The sequence below is a fragment of the Streptomyces dysideae genome, from assembly GCF_001514305.1.
Lineage (GTDB): Bacteria > Actinomycetota > Actinomycetes > Streptomycetales > Streptomycetaceae > Streptomyces > Streptomyces dysideae.
Window position 1 is genome coordinate 137,416 of the sequence record NZ_KQ949099.1, and the last position, 20,976, is coordinate 158,391.

Below are 20,976 nucleotides of genomic sequence, written 5' to 3' on the forward strand. Positions count from 1 at the left end.
GCAAAGACCCCCGGATCAGCGGTGGGTCGCCAGGCGCGGGTGTGAGCGGCCGGCACGGGGACGGTCGTCGCGGTCCTGGTGGAAGCGGACCCGGCCGGGACCGGGACCGGCCATTCCCGCCCTGAACAGCCCGTAGGTGATCCGCCGCCGCGCGGCCGCCTCCAGTTCGTCCCGCAGCGCCCCGCCGCGCAGTACCGCGTCGGGGCCCAGCAGGCCCTCGACGACGGCCAGCGCACCGGCGATGTCGCCGTGGTTGAGGCGTTCGCGGACGTCGGAGAGGCACTCCGGATGCCGGTGCGCTTCGTCGATGACCCGCAGACAGGGCAGTGGAGTACCGGTCAGCGCGGCCAGGAGCTCCTCGCGGCGGATCTCGGACGGGTCGTGGTCCAGCGCGGACAGCACACCGTCGACCAGGCCGATCCGGTGCTGGGCTCCCCGGCACTCCACGAGGCGCGGCTGTCCTGCCGGGTCCGGAATCCGGTCGCGCCCGGTCGGCGGATGATCCGGCACCAGGGCCGAGGCGACCAGTGGGTGCAGCCGGCCGGCCCCGATCGCGCCGGTGCGGATCAGTTCCAGGTCGGGCAGTACCCAGGTCGCCGCGTCGGGCAGTACCGGCAGCGCGGAGACGACGGCATCCGTGGCCCCCGCCGCGATCAGCAACGCGGGCGGCCCGATGCCTTCCGGGTCCGCGACCAGGTCCAGGACCAGCCGGTGCCGGGCCCCGCACCGCACGACGACGGTGCCGGTGGGCCGGCCCTCGGCGCGGAGCAGGATCCCCGCCTCGGCCGCCCACCGGTCAACGGCACAGTACCGTCCGCGCGGCACCAGGCCCAGCAGATCCGGGTCCACTGCCGCCGGGCCGTCGGCCCCGGACCGGATCCGCAGCTCGTCGGCCCTGTGCGCGTCCCACAGATGGCGGTGCAGGTCGAGACGGAACCGCCGGTCGGGACGGGGATGCGGATGACGGCCCTCGCCGCCCTCGGGTTCGGATCCGTCCCACAGCGCGAGGCTGATCCGCTGACCGGCGTCCGCCCAGGCGGGCGGGGTCCGGACGACGAGGTGCACCGGGCGCTCGCCGTCCCGCTCCGCGGTGTCGTACCGGGCCAGGGTCAGGGTCAGTCCCGGGCGCAGCAGCCCGTCGGGAGCGATCCTCGGCATGTGCCAGCGCAGCAGGTCGGGAGCCAAGTGGCGGAGGTCGGCCCGGACTTGGGCGGCGAGTTCCCGGCCATGGCGGCATGCCACGGAACGCAGATTGAGATCGACGTCGATGCCTGCGGCGGCACACGCCCCGGCCCAGTCCCCGGCAAGGCGGCGGGCGGTCGCAGTCTCGATCATGGAGGGCGGCACGGCGAACTCGCGCACGCGCAGCCAGAAGGAAAGGCGGGAGTTTTCGTTCGCGGACTGAGTGAGCATCAGCACTCACCTTGCGCGGACGGGACCCCCAATCTGCCAGCAGAGTGAGTCATCATCGCGGTGATCGTAGCGAGGCTCATGTCGAACTGCCAGCTATTTTTTCCACAGGAGCCCCGGCCGCCCTGGCCCTCACCGGCGTCTGAGCGGCGTCAGTTGCTCGATGTCGTACCTTGCCCGCAGCTCCTCGATCGCGGGGCGTGATCCGGCGGGCCCCGTTGCCGAGAATCTCCGGGAGTTCCCCGAAGTACCGCTCGTGATCGGGCGGTGGGGATGCCTGGAAGAACATCTTGGCCGGGTTGTCCGTGGGGTGGCGAACGAGTGCGGGCACCCCGGCGGTACGACGATCATCGTGCCCGGCGTGGCCCGCACCACCCGGTTGCCATCATGAAGCCTGTGCACGACACGTAGATGATCACGTCGATGTCGGTGGTGAGCAGCTCGGCGTCGTCGAGCGCCCGCTGCACGACCGCCGGTACCGGGGCCTTCGCCTCGGCGACGTAGATCTTGTGGCGTTCCTCGAAGCCGGGATGCTTCAGCGTTTCCTTGATGGCTGCACGATGTGCCGGGTGCGCACCCCGGTGTTCGCGATCAGCCGGAGGCCAGCGGCAGTTGGGGATGGTCGGCCTGGCGGGAGCTCACCGGCTCCAGCGTCTCCTCCATCGTGATCACCTGCTCTGGGACGGACACCGAGGGTCTGCACGAAGTCGCCATGAACCGTGCCTCATTTCGCCTTCCGGAAGGCCTTCGCCCCCCGATCAGAGGGTGAACACAACTCCCTTACCACCGCGCCGGTGTGAAGCCGCGATCGGCCGAAGTCCCACGGACGACTCATGCCTCGTAGGCGAGCGCCCTCTGTAGATGGAACTCCGCGACGTCGAGCATCCACTCCCGGTTCGGGAAGTCGCCCTCGGCGATGCGAAGCGGGCCTCCGACCAGGTCCAGGTGCATGACGTACTGGTAGTACTTGACGCGTTGCGGGTCGAGGTCTGGGTTGCGGAGTGCCTCGTAGTGCGGGCCGAAGCGCATCCGCATCCAGCAGTGCTCCACTTCGATGTCGCTGTACATCAGGCCCTCGATGTCGATGATGACGGGCTCCCCGTCCGGCCCGACGAGCGTGTGTTCCGCGCAGAGCTCGCCGTGGACCACGCCGAGCTCTGCGCGCGGTTCGAGTGCGGCGTGCAGGGTGCGGAGCTTCTCCTCCAGCATGGCCTCGCCTTCGGCCGCGCGGGCGTCGCGGGGCACGGCGGTGGCGATGTTCACCAGTGCGCGCTCCAGGTATGCCTGCTCGCAGGTCGTGTCCGGCGGGGCGCCCCCGCCGTCGATCCAGGCCACCCGCCCGAACGCCGGCGCGCGGTAGGCGTGCATGCGCCGAAGCATGTCCGAGAGCTGCGCGAGCGTTTGCCGGCCGGTGTCCGGATCGCGTTCCAGCAGCGCCTCCAGCGTTCCGCCGCGGACGTCCTCCGCGACAGCGATGTCGGCCGGGTACAGATTCTTGCTGCGGTCGGCGAGCAACAGCCGCGGAGAACGAGCTCCGACCGCCTCCAGCCGACGAGTGGCACCCTCGAAGAATTCGATGCCGGAGGCGTGGGCGAACGGGTTCGACGGGTCGTCGTGGCCATCCGGAAGCAGCCCGTCCCAATAGTCCTCGTCGGTGTTCCAGACATAGACGATCGTGCTCGTGGCATCGTCCAGCGTGACGCGGTAGACGCCCTTCTTGGTGCCGTTGAGCAGGCGGTCGACGGCGGTGATGCGGCGGTCGGTGCCGAAGACTTCCCGTATCACCGGGGTCAGGGTTTCGGCGTCGGCGAATTTTCGTTCAGCGGTCATGGGGTCCCGTCGGTAATGCTGCTGGATTGAATGCTAAGGAATGATCTTGATCCCTCGCTGGAGGTGGAGGGTAACCAGTTGCCTACGATGCCAATGAGGCGGTGGCCTGACCATGCTCGCCGAGGGCGAGACGCTGGCCGGCCAGCGCCTGGAGGCGTTCGCGAAGGCATGCGGAGTGACCCAGCCGCGGGCGGAGAGGTACGAGCCCCTGCCCGGCTGCCAGACCTACCGTTCTCCTGAAGGGTGACCTGCGGGAGGCGGTGCGGGAGCGGGAGCAGGGCCGGGTGCGGGTCCCCGGGGCGGGCGGCGGCTGCTGGTCAGAGCCTTCTTGCGCTCCGCCCGCCGAGCGTGGGCCGCCGGTACGTTCCGGATCCGCACCCGGGCCGCCAGATCCGCCCCGGCCAGCGAACCCAGATGTTCCCCGACCGTCCGTAGCACCACCGCATCCACCGGGGAGAGGTGCAGCCTCGTCCGGATCCGGCACCGGGAAGGCGGCGCGACCACGAACGGGCCGGCCAGCGCACGGTGGGACGCAGCTCACGCCCCTTCCCACCCCGCACCCGCTTCCCCACGCCTGGGGCGCGGGGAACTGCGAGACCAGCCACAACGAACCCGCGCCCGGCACCATTCAGTACCCCCTACGGCGCACCGCCACTGCTGTGCGCAATACACGCAACGTCGATCCGGTCGGCCAGCTTCGCCAGCTCAATGGTCAACGCGGCCACCGTGTCCTCATCCAGCCCCTCCTGCCCGGCCTCAACAAGGTGCAGCCACCGCCCGCCAACCGTGCGGAGCAGCTTGCTCACATCGGCCGCGGCCACCTGCAAGGTACCGCGGTCATCGACGATCAGAGGCAGAGTCACTTCGCGGTTCACACTCCGGATCGTAACCGCGCAGCGCTCACGCACCGTGCCAAACCGTAGTGATGTTGCAGAACTCGCGGATTCCGTGCCCGGACAGCTCACGCCCGTACCCGGACCGCTTGACCCCGCCGAACGGCAACGCCGGATGGGACGCGGTCATCCCGTTGACATACACACTGCCCGCCTCCAGATCCCGTACGAACCGGTCCACCTCCGCCTCGTCCCGCGTCCACACATTCGAACTCAGCCCGAACGGCGAGTCGTTGGCGATGAGCACGGCCTCGTCGAGATCAGCCGCGCGATACAGCGTGGCCACAGGCCCGAACGCCTCCTCCCGATGGATTCGCATCTCCCGCGTGATCCCGGTGAGCACAGTCGGCGGGTAGTACCAACCGGGCAGCTCGGGCCGGCGGAGCCGATGGCCGCCGCACAGCACATCCACCCCACTCCGCCTCGCGTCGTCGACCAGTTCCTCCAGATCCGCCCGCGCCTGCTCGCTCGACAGCGGCCCGACCTCGGTCTCCTCGGCCATCGGGTCGCCGACGACCAGCGCCTTCATGCCCTCGACGAACCGCTCGGCGAAGACGTCGTACACGTCCGTGTGCACGATGAACCGCTTCGCGGCGATGCACGACTGCCCGTTGTTCTGCACCCGCGCGGTCACCGCGACCTGCGCGGCCCGGTCGATGTCGGCGGACGGCATCACGACGTAGGGGTCGCTGCCGCCCAGCTCCAGCACCGTCTTCTTCACCATGTCCCCGGCGACGGAGGCGACCGCGCGGCCCGCGGGTTCACTCCCCGTGAGGGTGGCCGCCTTGACGCGTTCGTCGCGGAGGATCTCCTCGACCGCCCCGGAGCCGATGAGCAGGGTCTGGAAGCAGCCCTCGGTGTAGCCGGCGCGGTGGAAGAGGTCTTCCAGGTAGAGGGCGGTCTGGGGGACGTTCGAGGAGTGCTTGAGCAGGCCGACGTTCCCCGCCATCAGCGCGGGCGCGGCGAACCGGATCACCTGCCAGAGCGGGAAGTTCCACGGCATCACCGCGAGGACCGGGCCCAGCGGCCGGTACCGCACCCGGACCCGTGACGCGCCCGAGTCCTTCACGTCGGAGTCGGCGGGTTCCTCGTCGGCGAGCAGTTCCTCCGCGTGCTCGGCGTACCAGCGCATCGCCTTGGCGCACTTGGCGGCCTCGGCGCGGGCCTGCTTGATGGGCTTGCCCATCTCGGTGGTCATGACCCGGGCGATGTCCTGCTGGTCCTCGTCCAGGAGGTTCGCGGCCTGGAGCAGGAGGCGTCCGCGGTCGACGAAGCTGAGCGTCCGGTACGTGCGGAACGTGGCCTCGGCGAGCAGCAGCCGGCGCTCGATCTCCTCGGCGCCCATGGCCTCGTACGTCTTGAGCGTCTCGCCGTTCGCCGGGTTCACCGTCGCGATGGGCATGGCTGACCTCCTGGGGGCGGGCTTGTCTCGACCTTCCCGCGCCGCGACGCGGGCCGCAACGCGTGGGCGTCTGTCAGGCCGAGTGCTCCGCCAGCCGGTCGAGAAACGCGGCCTGCGCCTTGACGATCACGTCCCGCGCGAGGTCCACGCCGAACCACTCCACCCGGTCCAGCTCGGGGAACTCCTGGGTCTGTCCGGACCGCGGCGGCCACTCCATCCGGAACGTGCCGGGGACGACCGTCGCCGGATCGAGGTCGGCCTCGACCGCCCAGACCGTGACGATCTTGCCGTTGCTCTGCCGGACCTCGCCGAGCGGCACCGCTGCCTCGCCGTCGGGCGGCGGCAGCCCCAGCTCCTCCTGGAACTCGCGGCGGGCCGCGTCCCAGGCGGTCTCCTGGTCGGGCTCGTACTCGCCCTTCGGGACGCTCCACGCGCCGGCGTCGCGCCGGGCGAAGAAGGGGCCGCCCATATGGCCGAGCAACACCTCCAGGCCGTCATCGGTGTGGCGGAACAGGAGCAGGCCCGCGCTGCGCTTGCCGGTCACGGCCGCACCTCCGGGTGGGCGGCCAGCAGGGTCTCGATGGTGTCGGCCTCCTCGGGCCCTTTGTCCTCGCGGTAGCGGACCACGCGGGCGAAGCGGAGGGTGACGCCGGCCGGGTAGCGGGTGGACCGCTGCAGACCGTCGTAGGCGATCTCGACGACGAGTTCGGGGCGTACGGTCACCACCCAGCCGTCGTCCTCGACGGCGAGCCGCTGAAGCCGTTCCGTCTGCCAGCCGAGCATCGCGTCGGTCATGCCCTTGAAGGTCTTGCCGAGCATCGCGAAGGAGCCGTCGGCGGTGCGGGCGCCGAGGTGGAGGTTGGAGAGCTTGCCGGTGCGGCGGCCGTGGCCCCACTCGACGGCCAGGACCACCAGGTCGAGGGTGTGGACGGGCTTCACCTTCAGCCAGGACGCGCCGCGCCGGCCCGCGCTGTAGGCCGCGTCGAGGGCCTTCACGACCACACCCTCGTGGCCGCGCTTCAGCGTCTCGGCGAGGAAGTCCTCCGCCGCTCGTACGTCGTCGGGTCCCGACACGAGTGTGCGCCGCACCCGCATCGGCTCCGGCACCAGCCGTGCCAGCTCCGTGTGCCGTTCGGTGAACGGCAGGTCGAGCAGATCGCGGTCGCCGACGGACAGCGCGTCGAAGAAGACGGGGGAGACGGGGACCTGCTCGGCGGCCGTCGCCACGTCCACCCGGGAGCCGACGCGGCCGGCGATCTCCTGGAAGGAGCGGGGCCGGCCGGCCGCGTCGAAGGCGATGACCTCGCCGTCCAGGATGAAGCGGTCGCCTCTCAATTCCAGGGCGGCGGAGGTGAGTTCGGGCAGGCGGTCGGTGATGTCGTCGAGGGTGCGGGTGTAGATCCGTACGGTGTCCCCGTCCCGGTGGACCTGTACGCGGATGCCGTCCAGCTTCTCCTCGGCCGCGCAGGCGCCGAGCTTGGCCACCGCCTCGGCGACCGAGGAGGCGGTGTGCGCCAGCATCGGCAGGACCGGGCGGCCGACGGTGAGGCGGAAGCGGTCGAGGGCGGTGGGGCCGTCGGCGAGCAGGGCCCGGGCGACCGGCTGCAGGGACCCGGCGAGCATCACCGCACGTCGTACGTCCGCCGGGGGTGTCTCTGTCGCCGCCGCGAGGCCCTCCACCGCGACGGCGTCCAGGGCGCCCTGCCGTACCTCGCCGGTGATCAGACCGAACAGGAAGCGCTGCTCGTCGGCTGTCGCTGCGCCCATCAGCTCGCCGACCAGGCGGGCCCGTTCGGCCTGCGATCCGGTGCCGGACACCTTGCCGAGCCCGGTCAGCCGGGCGTCCACCTCGCGCACGGTCAGGGTCGGCTCGGCGGCCGGGGTGACGGGGCGGCTCAGCACCTTCCAGCCGATGCCGAGCCGCCCCTGGGGCAGCCGTCCCGCCAGATACGGGATCACGAGGGGCACGTCGTCCGCCTCGGCGTCCCGGAACAGCTCCGCGAGCAGAGCGATCTTCCGGGACCGCGCCGAGGTCGCGGCGACCTCCTGGGACACGCGGGCCAGCCGGGTCAGCAGCATGCAGCCATGGTGCTACGGAGGCGGGCGCTCGACACCCGGACGGCGTGGGTCGAGGTCGGCACGACCACGGCGCTGCACCGGTACGGCGCCCGCGCTGCACCGGTACGGCGCCCGCGCTGCACCGGTACGGCGCCCGCGCTGCACCGGTACGGCGCCCGCGCTGCACCGGTACGGCGCCCGCGCTGCACCGGTACGGCGCCCGCGCTGCACCGGTACGGCGCCCGCGCTGCACCGGTACGGCGCCCGCACCGCGCCGGACGGTGGCTGCGCAGCACCGGGACGGTGGCTGGCCGTACCACGGCGCCCGCACCGTACCGGACGGTGGCTGCGCAGCACCGGTACGGCGCCCGCGCTGCACCGGCACGGCGCCCGCACCGTACCGGCACGGCGGCCGCGCCACAACGGACGGTGGCTGCGCTGCACCGGCACGGCGCTCGAGCCGCATCGGGATGGGGCCTGCGCTGCATCGGGATGAGGCCTGCGCTGTACCGGAATGGCGCCCGCGCTGTACCGGAATGGCGCCCGCGCTGTACCGGAATGGCGCCCGCGCTGTACCGGAATGGCGCCCGCGCTGTACCGGAATGGCGCCCGCGCTGCACCGGTACGGCGCCCGCACCGCGCCGGACGGTGGCTGCGCCGCATCGGCACGGCGGCCGCGCTGTACCGCGACGGCCCGCGGCTTTACGCCGGCACGGCCGCGTCGAGGTCGGTCATCAGCAGGTCCCCGTTGATCGTGGCGCCGGCCCGGTATCCGCCGGCGGCCGCGTTCACGACCTGCTCGGCGAAGCCCATCGCGTTGCCGACGGCCCACACGCCGGGCACGGTGGTCCGGCCCGTCTCGTCGACCACCGGATAGGCGCCGAACGGGGTCTCGCGCAGCTCGGCGCCCAGCCGCTCCAGCAGATCCGTCTGCGGGACGGCGCGGGGGGCGGTGAACACGATCCCGCGGGCGTGTGTCGTGCCGTCCGCGAGGCGGACCCCGGTCAGCCGGTCGTCCTCGACCGCCAGCTCCGCGACCTCGCCGGGCACCACCTTGACCCCGGCCGCGGCGAGCCGCCGCAGATCGTCGTCGGACAGCTCCTCCTCGGCGACCGTGTGCAGGAAGAAGGTCACGTCCTTCGACCACTGGGACACCATCAGCGCCTGGTGCACGCTCATCGGCATCGTGGCGAGCACACCGAAGGCCTGGTCGCGGACCTCCCAGCCGTGGCAGTACGGGCAGTGCAGGACGTCCCGGCCGAACCGCTCGGCGACGCCGGGGACCTCCGGGAGTTCGTCCTTGAGGCCGGTCGCGATCACGAGCCGGCGGGCGCGTACGGTCCGTCCGCTCTCCAGGGTCACCGCGAAGCCCTCGCCGCTGGCGACGTCCACCGCGCGGTCCCGGACGAACTCGACGCCGTACCGCCCGATCTCCTCGCGGCCGATCTCCAGGAACTCGGCGGGCGGCATGCCGTCCCGGGACAGATAGCCCTGCATATGGGCGGCGGGCGCGTTGCGTGGCTCGCCCGCGTCGACGACCAGCGTGTGGCGCCGGGCCCGGCCAAGGACCAGGGCGGCGGACAGTCCGGCCGCACCGCCTCCGACGACGATCACTTCGTACTGCTCGGCCAGGGACACGTTCTCGGTCATGGTGACCACCTCCACCACGACAGTCGCCCGACCCCTGCCGCATTGACAAACGCGTTTGCCGAAACTGCAATGAAGTCATGAGTGATGACGCCAGGAGCGACGACGACACGGACGAGGTCCTCGCGGAGGTCGGCCCCCGGCTGCGGCGGATCCGGAAGGAGCGGGGTGCCACGCTCGCCGGGCTGTCCGGGGCGACCGGCATCTCGGTGAGCACGCTGTCCCGGCTGGAGTCGGGGCTGCGCAAGCCCAGCCTGGAGCTGCTGCTGCCGATCGCGCGGGCCCACCAGGTGCCGCTGGACGAACTGGTCGGGGCACCGCCGGTCGGGGATCCGCGGGTACGGGCCGAACCGATCACCCGGCACGGCCGCACCCACTGGCCGCTGACCCGGCAGCCCGGCGGGCTCCAGGCGTTCAAGGTCCTCGAACCGCAGCGGACGATGGAGCCGGATCCGCGGACGCACGAGGGCTACGAGTGGCTGTACGTGCTGTCGGGGCGGCTGCGGCTGGTGCTGGGCGAGCACGACGTGGTGCTGGGGGCGGGGGAGGCCGCCGAGTTCGACACCCGGGTGCCGCACTGGTTCGGGTCGACGGGGGAGGGGCCGGTGGAGTTCCTCGGCCTGTTCGGGCCGCAGGGGGAGCGGATGCATGTGCGGGCGCGGCCCAAGCGGTCGTGACGCATCCGGACTGTTCCCTGACAGCTGTTCCCTGATGACAAGCAACCGCTTAGTATGCGATGGACCCCGGTCAGACGACGCAGTCCCCCGTGGAGGCCCCGCATGCAGGCATGGCAAGTGCACGAGAACGGCGAGCCGGGCGAGGTGATGCGCCTGGCGGACGTGGCGCCGCCCACGCCCGGTGACGGCCAGGTCCTGCTGAAGGTGCGTGCCGCCAACATCAACTTCCCCGATGTGCTGATGTGCCGGGGGCACTACCAGGTCCGGCCGCCGCTGCCGTTCACGCCGGGCGTGGAGATCTGCGGCGAGACCGGGGACGGGCGCCGGGTTATCGCCAACCCGGCCCTGCCGTACGGCGGTTTCGCCGAGTACGCCGTCGCGGACGCCGCCGCTCTGCTGCCCGCGCCCGACTCGCTGGACGACGCCGAGGCCGCCGCCCTGCACATCGGGTACCAGACGGGCTGGTTCGGTCTGCACCGGCGGGCGCGTCTGGAGGCCGGTGAGACGCTGCTCGTCCACGCTGCCGCAGGAGGGGTCGGCAGCGCGGCCGTGCAGCTCGGAAAGGCGGCCGGCGCCACCGTCATCGGTGTCGTGGGCGGGGCGGTTAAGGTCGCCGCCGCCCGGGAGTCGGGCTGCGACGTCGTGATCGACCGGCGGAGCGAGGACGTCGTCGCCGCCGTGAAGGAGGCCACCGGCGGCCGGGGCGCCGACGTCGTCTACGACCCTGTCGGCGGCGAGGCCTACGCCCAGTCCGCCAAGGTCGTCGCCTTCGAGGGCCGGATCGTGGTCGTCGGCTTCGCGAGCGGCTCGATCCCCAGCCCGGGGCTGAACCACGCCCTGGTGAAGAACTACTCGATCCTGGGCCTGCACTGGGGCCTGTACAACACCAGGAACCCGAAGCTGGTCCAGCACTGCCACGAGCAGCTCACCGAACTGGCCGCCCGGGGCGCCATCAAGCCGCTGGTGAGCGAGCGCGTACCGCTGAGCGGGGCCGCGGCCGCCGTGCAGCGGGTCGGGGACGGGCTGACGACCGGCCGGGTGGCCGTCGTTCCGGAGAACGGAGCCGCCGCATGACCGACGCGACCGAACTCAAGCGCCGCACAGCCGAGTTGCTGGCCGCACACCCGCCCGCCACCACCGACCGCATGGACTTCCTCAAAGCCCGCTTCGACGCCGGTCTGGCATGGGTCCACTACCCCGAGGGCCTCGGCGGACTCGGCGCGCCCCGCTCCCTCCAGGCTGTCGTGGACGCCGAGCTGGAGGCCGCGGGCGCTCCCGACAACGACCCGCGGCGCATCGGCATCGGCCTCGGGATGGCGGCGCCGACGATCCTGAAGTACGGCACCGAGGAGCAGAAGCAGCGGTTCCTCGGGCCGCTGTGGGTGGGCGAGGAGGTCTGGTGCCAGCTGTTCAGCGAGCCCGGCGCCGGATCCGACCTCGCCGCCCTCGGTGCCCGTGCCGTCCGTGAGGGCGACGACTGGGTCGTCAACGGGCAGAAGGTGTGGACGTCCAGCGCCCACCTCGCCCGCTGGGCCATCCTCATCGCCCGCACCGACCCGGACGTGCCCAAGCACCAGGGCATCACCTACTTCCTCTGCGACATGACCGACCCCGGCGTCGAGGTCCGGCCGCTGCGCCAGATCACCGGCGAGGCCGAGTTCAACGAGGTGTTCCTCACCGATGTCCGCATCCCCGACGCGCACCGCCTCGGCGAGGTCGGCGACGGCTGGCGGGTCGCGCAGACCACGCTGAACAACGAACGCGTCGCCATCGGCGGCATGCGGCTGCCCCGCGAGGGCGGCATGATCGGCCCGGTCTCCAGGACCTGGCGCGAACGCCCCGCACTCCGCACCCACGACCTCCATCAGCGGCTGCTGAAGCTGTGGGTCGAGGCCGAGGTCGCCCGCCTCACCGGCGAACGCCTGCGCCAGCAGCTCGTCGTGGGCCAGCCCGGCCCCGAGGGCGCCGGCATGAAGCTCGCCTTCGCCCGGCTCAACCAGGAGATCAGCGGTCTGGAGGTCGAACTCCTCGGCGAGGAGGGCCTGTTGTACGACGACTGGACCATGCGCCGTCCGGAGCTCGTCGACTTCACCGGCCGGGACGCCGGCTACCGCTACCTCCGCTCCAAGGGCAACAGCATCGAGGGCGGGACCAGCGAGGTCCTGCTGAACATCGTCGCCGAGCGCGTCCTGGGCCTGCCGTCCGAGCCGCGCACCGACAAGGACGTCGCCTGGAAGGACCTGGCCCGATGAGCACACAGCCCGACCTGCTGTACTCCGAGGAGGAGGAGGCCCTCCGCGCCGCCGTCCGCGACCTGCTCACCGACCACTGCGACCCGGCGGGCGTCATCGCCCGCACCGAGTCGGACACCCCGCACGACAGCGAGGCGTGGAAGGCGCTCGCCGACGGCATGGGCCTCGCCGGTCTCCTGGTGCCGGAGGCCAAGGGCGGCCAGGGCGCCACCCACCGCGAAGCCGCCGTCGTCCTGGAGGAGTTGGGGCGCGCCGTCGCTCCCGTGCCGTATCTGACCAGTGCCGTCGTCGCCACCGAGGCGCTGCTGGCGTGCGAGGGCGTCGACGACCTCCTCGCCGACCTGGCGTCCGGGCGGCGTATCGGCGCCCTGGCCGTCGCGCTGAACGTCGCTCCGGGCGGCGCCTACAAGGTCGTACGTCATGAGAACGGTGCTCTGCACGGGGAGTTGACCGCCATCGCGGACGCCACCGCGGCCGACGTGCTGCTCGTTCCCGCAGACGACGGCGGGCTGTACGCCGTGGACGCCGGGGCGGCGACCGTCACCCCGCAGGTGTCCCTCGACCTGACCCGGCCGGTCGCGACCGTCACCTTCGACGGGGCCGCGGGCCGTCTGCTGGGCGACGCCGAACCCGCCGTACGACGCGCCTTGCGCGCCGGGGCCGGGTTGCTCGCCTCCGAGCAACTCGGGCTGGCTGACTGGGCGTTGACGGATACCGTCCGCTATCTGAAGGACCGCAAGCAGTTCAACCGGCCCGTCGGTGGCTTCCAGGCGCTCAAGCACCGGCTCGCCCAGCTGTGGCTGGAGGTCGTCAACCTGCGCGCCGCCGCCCGCAACGCCGTCGACGCGCTCGCGAACGGCGAGTCCGGTGAGGAGGGGGCCGTGGCGGTCGCCGTCGCCCAGGCGTACGCGGCGTCCGTCGCCGTGCACGCCGCCGAGGAGGCGTTGCAACTGCATGCCGGCATCGGTATGACCTGGGAGCACCCGATCCATCTGTACCTGAAGCGGGCCAAGGCCGACGCGATCGCCTACGGCACGGCAGGCGCCCACCGCGCCGCGCTGGCCGAACTGGTAGACCTCCAGGCCCCCTGACGTACACCCGGAAAAGTCCCGGGAAAGTCCGAGGAAAGCCCGTCCCACCTGGGGCGGGCTTTCCCGTGTGCGCCCGCCGGGTGAAGTGAACTCACGGCGGCAGTCCGGCCAACTCCCCGCACGACCCTGCTCCTTGCCCCCTCCCGGATCGCATACTCGCAGCGATCCCGTCCAGCACTACCAGGGAGGCAGAGCATGGCCCTCACCACTCGTCGCAGAGCCCTCACCACCCTCGGCGCCGCCCTTGCGGGCGCGGTCGCCCTGCCCGCCGCCCGCGCGTCGGCCGACGGACAGAGGCACCGGCCGCGGCCGTTGTGGCGGGCACACGCCCACAACGACTACGAGCATCCGCGCCCCCTCCTCGACGCACTCGACCACCGCTTCGGCAGCCTCGAGGCCGACATCTACCTCGTCGGCGACCAGCTCCTCGTCGCCCACGACCCCGAGGACCTCGACCCGGCTCGCACCCTCGAATCCCTCTACCTCGACCCGCTCGCCGCCCGCGTCCGGGCCAACCACGGTTCCGTGTACCGGGGCTACCGCAGGCCGATCCAGCTGCTCATCGACATCAAGACCGAGGGCGCGTCGACGTACCTGGAACTCGACCGTCATCTCCGGCGCTACAAGCACCTGTTCACGACGTACGCCCACGGCCGTGTCTTTCCTGGCGCGGTGACCGCCGTCATCTCCGGCGACCGGGCCGCCCGTACGCCCATGGCGGCGCAGACCGTGCGCCGCGCCTTCTACGACGGGCGGCTCGCCGACCTCGGGAGCTCCGCGCCCGCCTCCTTCATCCCGCTGATCTCCGACAACTGGACCCTCAACTTCACCTGGCTCGGCGTGGGCGCCTTCCCGGACGCCGAGCGGCAGAAGCTGCGGGGCATCACGCGGGCCGCGCACTCCCGCGGGCAGCAGGTGCGGTTCTGGGCCACCCCGGACGTGGCCGGACCCGCCCGGGACGCGCTGTGGGCCGAACTGCTCGCCGCCGACGTCGACTACCTCAACACCGACGACCTCGCCGGCCTGGAGGCCTTCCTCGACGCACACCGGCCGGCGTAGACACCACACGTTCGGCGGACAGGTCAGCCGCACGGACGAACCCTCCGCTACGCCACACTTACGGCCGAACGCCGTGAACCAGACAGAGCGGCGTGGCGGAGGAGGTTGACGATGGCCGTTTCCATCTCAGTGGTGCTCCTGCTGGTGATCCTCGCGGTGATCTTTCTACGCACCGGCGGGCTGAAGTTCTCCCATGCGCTGGTGTGCCTGCTGCTCGGCTTCTACCTGGCCGGCACCAACATCGCACCCAGCATCAACAGCGGCCTGACGGCGACCGCGGACATCGTCAGCAGTCTCAGACCGTGAGCGTCATCCGGTCGTGAAGATCCCGATGCCGTTCGGTACGGGGCGTTCGACGCCGCCGGACGGATGGTTCCGTACGGAGACGGCGGCCGCGCCCGGCTCGCGGGCGACCAGCGTCGACGAACCGCCGCCGTCCAGGCTGAAGGCGTCGACCGAGCCCAACCTCCGCATGGTGTCGGCCACTTCGGCGATCGTCAGGCCGGTGCGGTACTCGGGGGCGCCGTCCAGCGCGAGCAGCAGCAGGCGCCGTCCGCGGTCCGCGATGCCGACGGCGGTGCGGACGGCCGCGGTCGTGTTGTCCAGGCCGGGCAGCGGCTGTCCGCCGGTGAGGACCGGGTAGCCGCCGAGGGCGAAGCGGTACGGGGTCCGGGACGCGGACGCCACCAGCCGGTGCCGTACCGTCACGGGCTTGCCCGCGAAGAACTTCCGCAGTTGCTGCGCGCCCGCCTCCCGGCCCACGAGCACGGTGGTGTCCGGGGCGATGGGGCCGCTGCCGGGAGTGTCGGCGGCCGCCACGACCCGGCCGCCCCGGACCGTCACCTCGTAGGTGTCCGCGCTGCACGGAGCGGCGCGGTCGATGTCGGTGCCGCAGGTGGCGCGGACCCGGGAGAAGCCGCCCCAGGTGGAGGTGAACGCCCCGATGGAGTTCACCGGCAGCGCGTACTGGTTGAGCCCGCCGAGCGGCAGCGGTCCCTCGGGGGTGCGGATCCATCCGGTGAGGGTGAGGCCGTCCAGCCTGGCCCGGCGGTCGTCGCCCACGCCGATCACGTCCTCGGTGCTCGTGCCGGGCGGCAGGGCGGGCCCGAAGCGCTGGCCTTCCGGTACCGCCCCCTTGAGCACCCGGCCGGCCGCGATCGCCGGTCCCACGCTCGCGCCGGTCGCCTGGACGCCGGGGTGCTGGGTCTCGGTGATGTTGAAGAAGTCGCCGTTGACGCCCGCGACGGCGCCCTGCGCGTCGGCCAGCCGTGACACGGTCGCGCGGGCGGCCACCGCTCCCGGGTGGAGCAGGTCGAGGCGTACGCGCGGATCGCGCAGGTCGACGGTGAGCACATGGGCGTGGGCGGGTCCCTTGGCCGCCTGGATGTCGAACTCCGTGTACCCGACGCCGGGCGCGATCCGGGTGCCCCTCTCCGCGGCGCCGGCCGGTGCGGTCCCGATCAGGACCGTACTGAGGGCCATGAGGAGCGTGAGTCCCGTTCTGCCTGCCCCGAACCGTTTCTGACGTCGCGTCACAGTCGCCCCTGAGGTCCCGTCAAATGTCCCAGCACTCAGGGGAAGTGCACCAGACGACGATGACCTGCGGGGTGGCTACGGGCCGACGACACGAGAACGGGTGAGAAAACGCACCCCCTCGGGTGCCTCCAGCGAGAACCCGCTGCCCCGGCCCTCCACGACGTCCACGATCAGCCGGGTGTGGCTCCACACCTCGTACTGGCTCCGCGACATCCAGAACGTCACCGGCTCCTCGACCCCCTCGACGTGCAGCTCGGCGAGCAGCACGTCGGAGTCGCCCGTGCGGAACTCGCCCTCCGGGTAGCACATCGGGGCGCTGCCGTCGCAGCAGCCGCCGGACTGATGGAACATCAGCGGGCCGTGTGTCTGCCGCAGATGGCGCAGCAGGTCGGCGGCGGCGGGGGTGAGTTCGACACGCGGGGTCTCCTCGTACATACCGACCAGGGCAGCACGGCGAAGGTTGCGAGAGGGTTGCAGGTCGCCGTCAGTCCGTCGCGTACGGGGTGAAGTGCGCCGGCGTGTGGTCGACGGGCAGTTCGGGGCGCCAGGCGGTGAGGCCCTGGGCGCTGCACACGAACAGGTTCTCCGGCAGCCGGTCCAGGGGGAACCAGCGCCAGTCGCCGACCTTCTCGCCGGGCTGGTCGGCCGGCTCGCCGCGCCACGCCGTGACGTGGGAGGCCACGGTGACCCGTACGACACCGTCGACGTCGTCGAGGAGCGTGCCCAGCAGCCGTACGTCCGCCGGATCGGCCCGGAGGCCGGTCTCCTCGGCGAGTTCACGGACGACCGTCTCCTGGAGGGACTCCCCGGCCTCCACGGTGCCGCCGGGCAGCTCCCACGTGCCCCGGTGGTGACGGCCCAGGAGCAGGCCGCGGGGGCCGTGCAGGATGGCGCCGACACCGAGGGCCGCGTGCGGAACGGGCGGTCGGGGCGTGCGCGGGCGGGAGGAGACGCGGAGGGGCCGGATCGCGCGGAGGACCCGGTGGGAGGCGTGGCCGTCGTCGAGGTGCTCGACGTGCAGCCGCAGCCCGTGCTCGGCGAGGAGATCGGTCCAGGGTTTCTGGGCGGCCGGCACGGTGAGGCAGAGGGTGCCGCCCGGCTTGAGCGCCGAGGCCAGGGCGGGCAGGAGCGGGCGGGGGTCGGTGTCGAGCGAGCAGATGACGTCGTACGGATCCGCCGCGGCCGTACGCAGGAACTCCACCACGTCCGCCCGCACGAGGCGCAGTCCGGGCAGCGCGCCGTGGTGGGCGCCGGGTTCGGAGCCGACGGCGTCCACCGAGGCGCCGTACGCCCGCACCAGATGCGCCGCGTGCGCGGCCGTACCGTCCCCGAGGATCAGCACACGCCGCCCTGTCAGCTCGCCGAGGAGGTCCGGGCCGAGGGTCGGGGGTGTCAATGTGTCTCCCAGGTACGGGGGTTGAGGTGCCGGTCCAGCAATCTACGGGAGGCGGCCCACTGGAGACGAACAGGTCGGGTCGCGACGGACCAATCCGGCCCCCTGACCGCTGTCGGCGCCCGCTGCTGTCGGGCGCGCGCCCGAAGAGGCCAAGGGCGCGGCGACGACGGGCGTTTCACCGGTCGCCGCCGACATGCCGACCGTGCCGCGGGGCCGTCGTGGAGGGCAGGCGGGCCCCGCCGCCCACTCAGGGCCGCCCGGCGCTGACCAATGTGCTGCGGTGACCATCGAGTTGACGCTGTTGACGTCCGTCTCCTACCAGGGGAAGGAGATCACCGCGCCCCGGCTGCGCGGGCTGCTCGCGCTGCTGGCCGGGGAGCCGCGGGCCGGGTGTGGTGCGGGGCGGCTGGTGGCGGGCTGTGGCCCGACGCGCAACCGGAGAACCCGACGAAGGCGCTGCAGATCCTGGTCTCGTGGGCCCGGGCGCTGCTCGGCGCCGAGGTCATCGCCAGTACGCCCAGCGGCTACCGGCTCACCCTCCGCGAGGACCAGGTCGACGCCTGGGCGGTGCCGCTGTACGCCGCCGCGGGTGCGGAGAAGGCGCGCGCCGGGGATCACCTCGGCGCGCTCGCCGAGGCCGAGGAAGGGCTCGCGCTGTTTGGTGGTGGGGTGGAAGAGGACGCTGTTGTCCTCGGTGATCCGCTCGGGGCGCTGCGGGTCGAACTCGGCGAAGCTCGGGGGTCGTTGGAGCGGATACGTGCCCTCTCGCTGGCCCGTTTCGGGCGCCGGGAGGAGGCCTTGGCGCCGCTCGCCGAGCTGGTCGCCGACCGTCCGCTCGACGAGGAGCCGCTGCTCGAGCTGATGCGCTGTCAGGTGGCCACCGCGGGCGCGGCCGCCGCGCTCACGGCGTACGACACCTACCGGCGCCGCCTGCGCGACGAACTCGGCACCGACCCGGGGCCCGCCCTCCAGGAACTGCACCAGGAACTGCTGTGCGGCCAGGCGCCCGTGGTGCGGCGCGGGGTGCCGCACGAGCCGAACCCGCTGCTCGGGCGGGACGCCGATGTCGAGGCGGTGGCCCGGCTGGTCCGCAGTTCCCGGGTCACCTCGATCGTCGGGCCCGGCGGGCTCGGCAAGACGCGCCTCGCGAGTGCCGTCGCCCGGGACGCCGAACACCGCGTCGTGCACCTCGTGCCGCTGGCCGGCGTCGGCCGGGACGCCGACGTCGCGGGCGCCGGCCGACGCGCTCACCGGGATCGTCGCCGCCCTCGGCCCCGGGCCCGCCCTGCTGGTGCTGGACAACTGCGAGCACGTCGTACGCGGCGTCGCCGCACTCGTGCGGGCACTGGTGTCGACGACCCGGGACGTCAGCGTCCTCACCACCAGCCGTGCCCCGCTCGGCCTGTCCTCCGAGGCCGTGCACCCGCTGCCCGAACTGGACCTCGCCACCACCGTCGAACTGTTCGAGCAGCGGGCCCGTGCCGCCCGCCCCGACGTGGACCTGCCCGCCGACGTCGTGACCGGCCTGTGCCGCCGCCTCGACGGACTGCCCCTCGCCACCGAACTCGCCGCCGCCCGGGTCCGGGTGATGTCGGTCGCCGAGATCGCCCGCCGCCTGGAGGACCGGTTCGCCCTGCTGCTCGCGCTGGGCACGGTCCGCCTCGCGGCCTGGCGAACAGGACCGGGGCGTACGGCTGTTGGCGCTCGCCGAACGGCTCCGGTGCCTGCGGAACTTCCAGCCGACGACGTCCTCGGCGCGGGCCAGGGAGGACGCCGAGAACGCCGACAAGGCGGCGTACGAGGACGCGGTGTCCACGTACGCCGCCCTGGACGGGGACGGTCTGCGCGAGGCCGCGCTCGGGCTGCTGCGCGAGCGGGCGGCATCCTAGAGGCGTACCGGCAGCCGCAGCAGGTGGAACCCGTCGCCCGGCCAGTGTCCGAACTCGACGGCGTCCCGGTCCACGACCAGCTCGGGGACCGGGCGTCGGACGAGCAGCTCCTCGAACACCACGCCCGTCAGCAGCCGTCCGAGCGCGGCGCCGATGCAGTAGTGCGGGCCGTGCCCGAAGGCGAGATGACCGTCACCGCGGCCGAACCCCCGGGTGATGTCGAGCCGTTCGGGCGCCTCGTACGCGGCCGGATCGTGGTCGGCGCCGAACAGCGCGACCGTCACGGCCTCGCCCCTCTTCAGGCCGGTCCCGGCGAACACGAAGTCCTCCGTGGCGTACAGCGTGGCGCCGACGCGCACCAGCGTGACGTACCGCAGGAGTTCGGGCACCGCCCGCCCGAGCAGCTCCGGCTCGGCGCGCAGCCGCTCCAGCTGGCCGGGGTGGTCGAGCAGGGCGAGCACGGCGTGGGCGAGGAACAGGGCGGGCGGGGTGATGCCGGTGTTGATCAGCAGGAAGAACACGGTGACGATCTCGTCGTCGCTCATCCCGCCGTCCGCCAGCAGCGCCGACACCAGGTCGTCGGCTCGGCGCGGCGCCGGGCGACGAGGTCCTTCGTGTACTCGACGATGCCCGCGAGGCCCTCCATGATCCCGCTGCCGTCGCCGTACGCGAAGTCCCGGATCCACGCGCACACCCGGTCCTGGTCGGCGGCGTCCACCCCGACGAGCTCGCAGATCAGGGCCGTACTGAGCGGATGGGCGAACTCGCCCAGCAGATCGGCCTGTTCGCGCTCGGCGAGGGTATCGATCAGCTCCCGCGCGGTCTTCTCCACGAACGGACGCAGCGCTGCCACCCGGCGAGCCGTGAAGGCACGGGTCAGCGGATTGCGGCGCCGGGTGTGCTCGTCGCCGTCGAACAGCGCCAGGTGTCCCGAGAGGTACGGGACGTACTCCGCCGGGAAGCCGTCGAGGCCCTGCGCCAGTAGCTCGGCCTGCGGTCCGGCAGGTCGGAGCCGCCGGGGACCGAGGAGCGGTCCCGGACCAGGCGCGGCTCGGTGAGCGCGGCGCGCACGTCCTCGTACCGGGTGACGAGCCGTACGGGGGTGGTCAAGCCCGGCAGGACGACGTGGCCGAGGCCGGGGCGGGCGCGCAGGTCGGCGTAGCCGTGTACAGGGTCTTCGACGAGCTCGGGGGTGAGGGGGAGGGGGGTGGTCATGGCGGGTGCCTCGTCATGGCCGTGTCGAGACGGCCCGACGGCCTCGATCGTCATCGGTGCCGCGGGGTTGTGCTGCCGTGGTGAGTTCATGCCGCAGAGCTTGCGGGAGGCCGGCTTTGCCGCGGTTTCAGGGGTCTTCGAAGTTGAGCGGTGCGCGGACGCCGGGCGCCGACTGGTAAGCCGCGGGGATGTGACAGTTTCCGCGGGAGTGTCACATCCCCGGCTTACGAGGGCCCTGGGGGCGGACGCCGACCAACAGGGGCGCACCGCTCAAGTTCGAAGACCCGGTTTCAGAGCGGTTTCAGGGGGCCCGGCGGCTTGGTACCGGCACACGCCGTGCCTGGGGGCGATTTCCGCCCCCAGGCATCAGCCATTGAGCTATTCCCAGTAACCGTCGGCCACCGTCGGTGAGCACGAGGCGCGTCGCGCGGTCCGCGGTATCCCCAAGTCCGGGCAGACGTAAGGCCCCTGGTAGGAACGATCTTGCGACAGAAAGATCCGACCGAGGGGCCTCACGTGCCGACCAGTGTCACATACACCGCCGTGCTCGATGTGAAGCGGTCCACCGCCGAACATATGGCCGGCCTCCTGCGCGACCACCGGATCGTGGCCAGGACCCGT

21 protein-coding genes and 4 pseudogenes are annotated in these 20,976 nt (G+C 72.3%); 10 read left to right on the plus strand and 15 right to left on the minus strand.

From position 1 onward, the window contains the following. Positions 1-15: 15 nt before the first annotated feature. From AQJ91_RS32170 to AQJ91_RS32175, 4 genes and pseudogenes are all read right to left on the minus strand, one after another. Entirely contained in the window at positions 16-1,413 is a 1,398-nt protein-coding gene (locus AQJ91_RS32170; RefSeq protein WP_067028526.1) for a hypothetical protein, read from the minus strand. 129 nt (positions 1,414-1,542) lie between these two features. Next, positions 1,543-1,794 (minus strand): annotated as a pseudogene (locus AQJ91_RS56245) (AraC family ligand binding domain-containing protein); the annotation flags it as partial. Further along, a pseudogene (locus AQJ91_RS50380) lies at positions 1,782-2,124 on the minus strand (type III polyketide synthase); the annotation flags it as partial. The pseudogenes AQJ91_RS56245 and AQJ91_RS50380, both read right to left, overlap by 13 nt. Before the next feature lie 117 nt (positions 2,125-2,241). Then, positions 2,242-3,240 (minus strand): phosphotransferase, encoded by a 999-nt coding sequence (locus tag AQJ91_RS32175; RefSeq protein WP_067028528.1) that lies wholly within the window; start codon positions 3,238-3,240, stop codon positions 2,242-2,244. 112 nt (positions 3,241-3,352) lie between these two features. Between AQJ91_RS32175 and AQJ91_RS56250 the strand changes: the two genes are divergently transcribed. Beyond that, a complete protein-coding gene (locus AQJ91_RS56250; protein WP_324618035.1) occupies positions 3,353-3,487 on the plus strand; it encodes a hypothetical protein in 135 nt (44 codons plus the stop codon). A 391-nt stretch (positions 3,488-3,878) separates the two neighbouring features. Here the strand turns inward: AQJ91_RS56250 and AQJ91_RS32180 are convergent, their stop codons facing one another. The 5 genes from AQJ91_RS32180 to AQJ91_RS32200 all read right to left on the minus strand — a co-directional run bounded on the left by AQJ91_RS32180 (position 3,879) and on the right by AQJ91_RS32200 (position 9,243). After that, on the minus strand, positions 3,879-4,115 hold the full coding sequence (locus tag AQJ91_RS32180) for a DUF6213 family protein (RefSeq protein ID WP_037739763.1): 237 nt from the start codon (positions 4,113-4,115) through the stop codon (positions 3,879-3,881). Positions 4,116-4,140: 25 nt separating this feature from the next. Beyond that, positions 4,141-5,535, minus strand: coding sequence for an NADP-dependent succinic semialdehyde dehydrogenase (locus AQJ91_RS32185; protein ID WP_067028529.1), 1,395 nt, complete (start codon positions 5,533-5,535; stop codon positions 4,141-4,143). Positions 5,536-5,608: 73 nt separating this feature from the next. Further along, positions 5,609-6,079 (minus strand): NUDIX hydrolase, encoded by a 471-nt coding sequence (locus AQJ91_RS32190; RefSeq protein WP_067028532.1) that lies wholly within the window; start codon positions 6,077-6,079, stop codon positions 5,609-5,611. Then, a complete protein-coding gene (locus AQJ91_RS32195; RefSeq protein ID WP_067028534.1) occupies positions 6,076-7,614 on the minus strand; it encodes an ATP-dependent DNA ligase in 1,539 nt (512 codons plus the stop codon). The genes AQJ91_RS32190 and AQJ91_RS32195 overlap by 4 nt, the downstream gene beginning before the upstream one ends. A gap of 681 nt (positions 7,615-8,295) precedes the next feature. Then, entirely contained in the window at positions 8,296-9,243 is a 948-nt protein-coding gene (locus AQJ91_RS32200; RefSeq protein WP_067028536.1) for an NAD(P)/FAD-dependent oxidoreductase, read from the minus strand. A 77-nt stretch (positions 9,244-9,320) separates the two neighbouring features. Here AQJ91_RS32200 and AQJ91_RS32205 point away from each other — a divergent pair, with 77 nt between their 5' ends. The 6 genes from AQJ91_RS32205 to AQJ91_RS32230 all read left to right on the plus strand — a co-directional run bounded on the left by AQJ91_RS32205 (position 9,321) and on the right by AQJ91_RS32230 (position 14,625). Continuing rightward, on the plus strand, positions 9,321-9,917 hold the full coding sequence (locus AQJ91_RS32205; RefSeq protein WP_067028538.1) for a helix-turn-helix domain-containing protein: 597 nt from the start codon (positions 9,321-9,323) through the stop codon (positions 9,915-9,917). Between the two features lie 102 nt (positions 9,918-10,019). After that, positions 10,020-10,991, plus strand: a complete 972-nt coding sequence (locus tag AQJ91_RS32210) for an NADPH:quinone oxidoreductase family protein (protein WP_067028540.1) — start codon at positions 10,020-10,022, stop codon at positions 10,989-10,991. After that, on the plus strand, positions 10,988-12,169 hold the full coding sequence (locus AQJ91_RS32215; protein WP_067028542.1) for an acyl-CoA dehydrogenase family protein: 1,182 nt from the start codon (positions 10,988-10,990) through the stop codon (positions 12,167-12,169). Before AQJ91_RS32210 ends, AQJ91_RS32215 begins: the two co-directional genes overlap by 4 nt. Beyond that, complete coding sequence (locus tag AQJ91_RS32220; RefSeq protein WP_067028544.1) at positions 12,166-13,260, plus strand: acyl-CoA dehydrogenase family protein; 1,095 nt, start codon at positions 12,166-12,168, stop codon at positions 13,258-13,260. Before AQJ91_RS32215 ends, AQJ91_RS32220 begins: the two co-directional genes overlap by 4 nt. A gap of 195 nt (positions 13,261-13,455) precedes the next feature. After that, positions 13,456-14,319 (plus strand): phosphatidylinositol-specific phospholipase C/glycerophosphodiester phosphodiesterase family protein, encoded by an 864-nt coding sequence (locus AQJ91_RS32225; protein ID WP_067028546.1) that lies wholly within the window; start codon positions 13,456-13,458, stop codon positions 14,317-14,319. Between the two features lie 111 nt (positions 14,320-14,430). Beyond that, positions 14,431-14,625, plus strand: coding sequence for a hypothetical protein (locus AQJ91_RS32230; protein WP_067028548.1), 195 nt, complete (start codon positions 14,431-14,433; stop codon positions 14,623-14,625). A 3-nt stretch (positions 14,626-14,628) separates the two neighbouring features. Here AQJ91_RS32230 and AQJ91_RS32235 read toward each other — a convergent pair whose 3' ends face one another. From AQJ91_RS32235 to AQJ91_RS32245, 3 genes are all read right to left on the minus strand, one after another. Beyond that, positions 14,629-15,801, minus strand: a complete 1,173-nt coding sequence (locus AQJ91_RS32235; protein ID WP_067028550.1) for a phosphodiester glycosidase family protein — start codon at positions 15,799-15,801, stop codon at positions 14,629-14,631. A gap of 129 nt (positions 15,802-15,930) precedes the next feature. Beyond that, entirely contained in the window at positions 15,931-16,290 is a 360-nt protein-coding gene (locus AQJ91_RS32240; protein ID WP_067028552.1) for a DUF779 domain-containing protein, read from the minus strand. Positions 16,291-16,339: 49 nt separating this feature from the next. Further along, complete coding sequence (locus AQJ91_RS32245; protein WP_234383138.1) at positions 16,340-17,251, minus strand: bifunctional class I SAM-dependent methyltransferase/NUDIX hydrolase; 912 nt, start codon at positions 17,249-17,251, stop codon at positions 16,340-16,342. Between the two features lie 280 nt (positions 17,252-17,531). Between AQJ91_RS32245 and AQJ91_RS54655 the strand changes: the two are divergent. Both AQJ91_RS54655 and AQJ91_RS54660 read left to right on the plus strand, forming a co-directional pair. Further along, positions 17,532-18,890: pseudogene (locus AQJ91_RS54655) on the plus strand (ATP-binding protein); the annotation flags it as partial. A gap of 58 nt (positions 18,891-18,948) precedes the next feature. After that, positions 18,949-19,140 carry a hypothetical protein gene (locus tag AQJ91_RS54660; protein ID WP_067028558.1) on the plus strand — a complete coding sequence of 64 codons (192 nt, stop codon included), beginning with the start codon at positions 18,949-18,951 and terminating at the stop codon, positions 19,138-19,140. Here AQJ91_RS54660 and AQJ91_RS56255 read toward each other — a convergent pair. From AQJ91_RS56255 to AQJ91_RS56265, 3 genes are read right to left on the minus strand one after another with little or no spacing between them, the layout of a single operon-like run. Continuing rightward, positions 19,137-19,685: a cytochrome P450 gene (locus AQJ91_RS56255; RefSeq protein WP_234383139.1), complete on the minus strand. Its 549-nt coding sequence runs from the start codon at positions 19,683-19,685 to the stop codon at positions 19,137-19,139. The genes AQJ91_RS54660 and AQJ91_RS56255 overlap by 4 nt on opposite strands. Then, positions 19,682-19,993, minus strand: coding sequence for a cytochrome P450 (locus AQJ91_RS56260; protein WP_234383140.1), 312 nt, complete (start codon positions 19,991-19,993; stop codon positions 19,682-19,684). The genes AQJ91_RS56255 and AQJ91_RS56260 overlap by 4 nt, the downstream gene beginning before the upstream one ends. A gap of 23 nt (positions 19,994-20,016) precedes the next feature. After that, a complete protein-coding gene (locus tag AQJ91_RS56265) occupies positions 20,017-20,445 on the minus strand; it encodes a cytochrome P450 (RefSeq protein ID WP_234383141.1) in 429 nt (142 codons plus the stop codon). Positions 20,446-20,871: 426 nt separating this feature from the next. Here AQJ91_RS56265 and AQJ91_RS52585 point away from each other — a divergent pair. Further along, positions 20,872-20,976 (plus strand): annotated as a pseudogene (locus AQJ91_RS52585) (IS5/IS1182 family transposase); the annotation flags it as partial.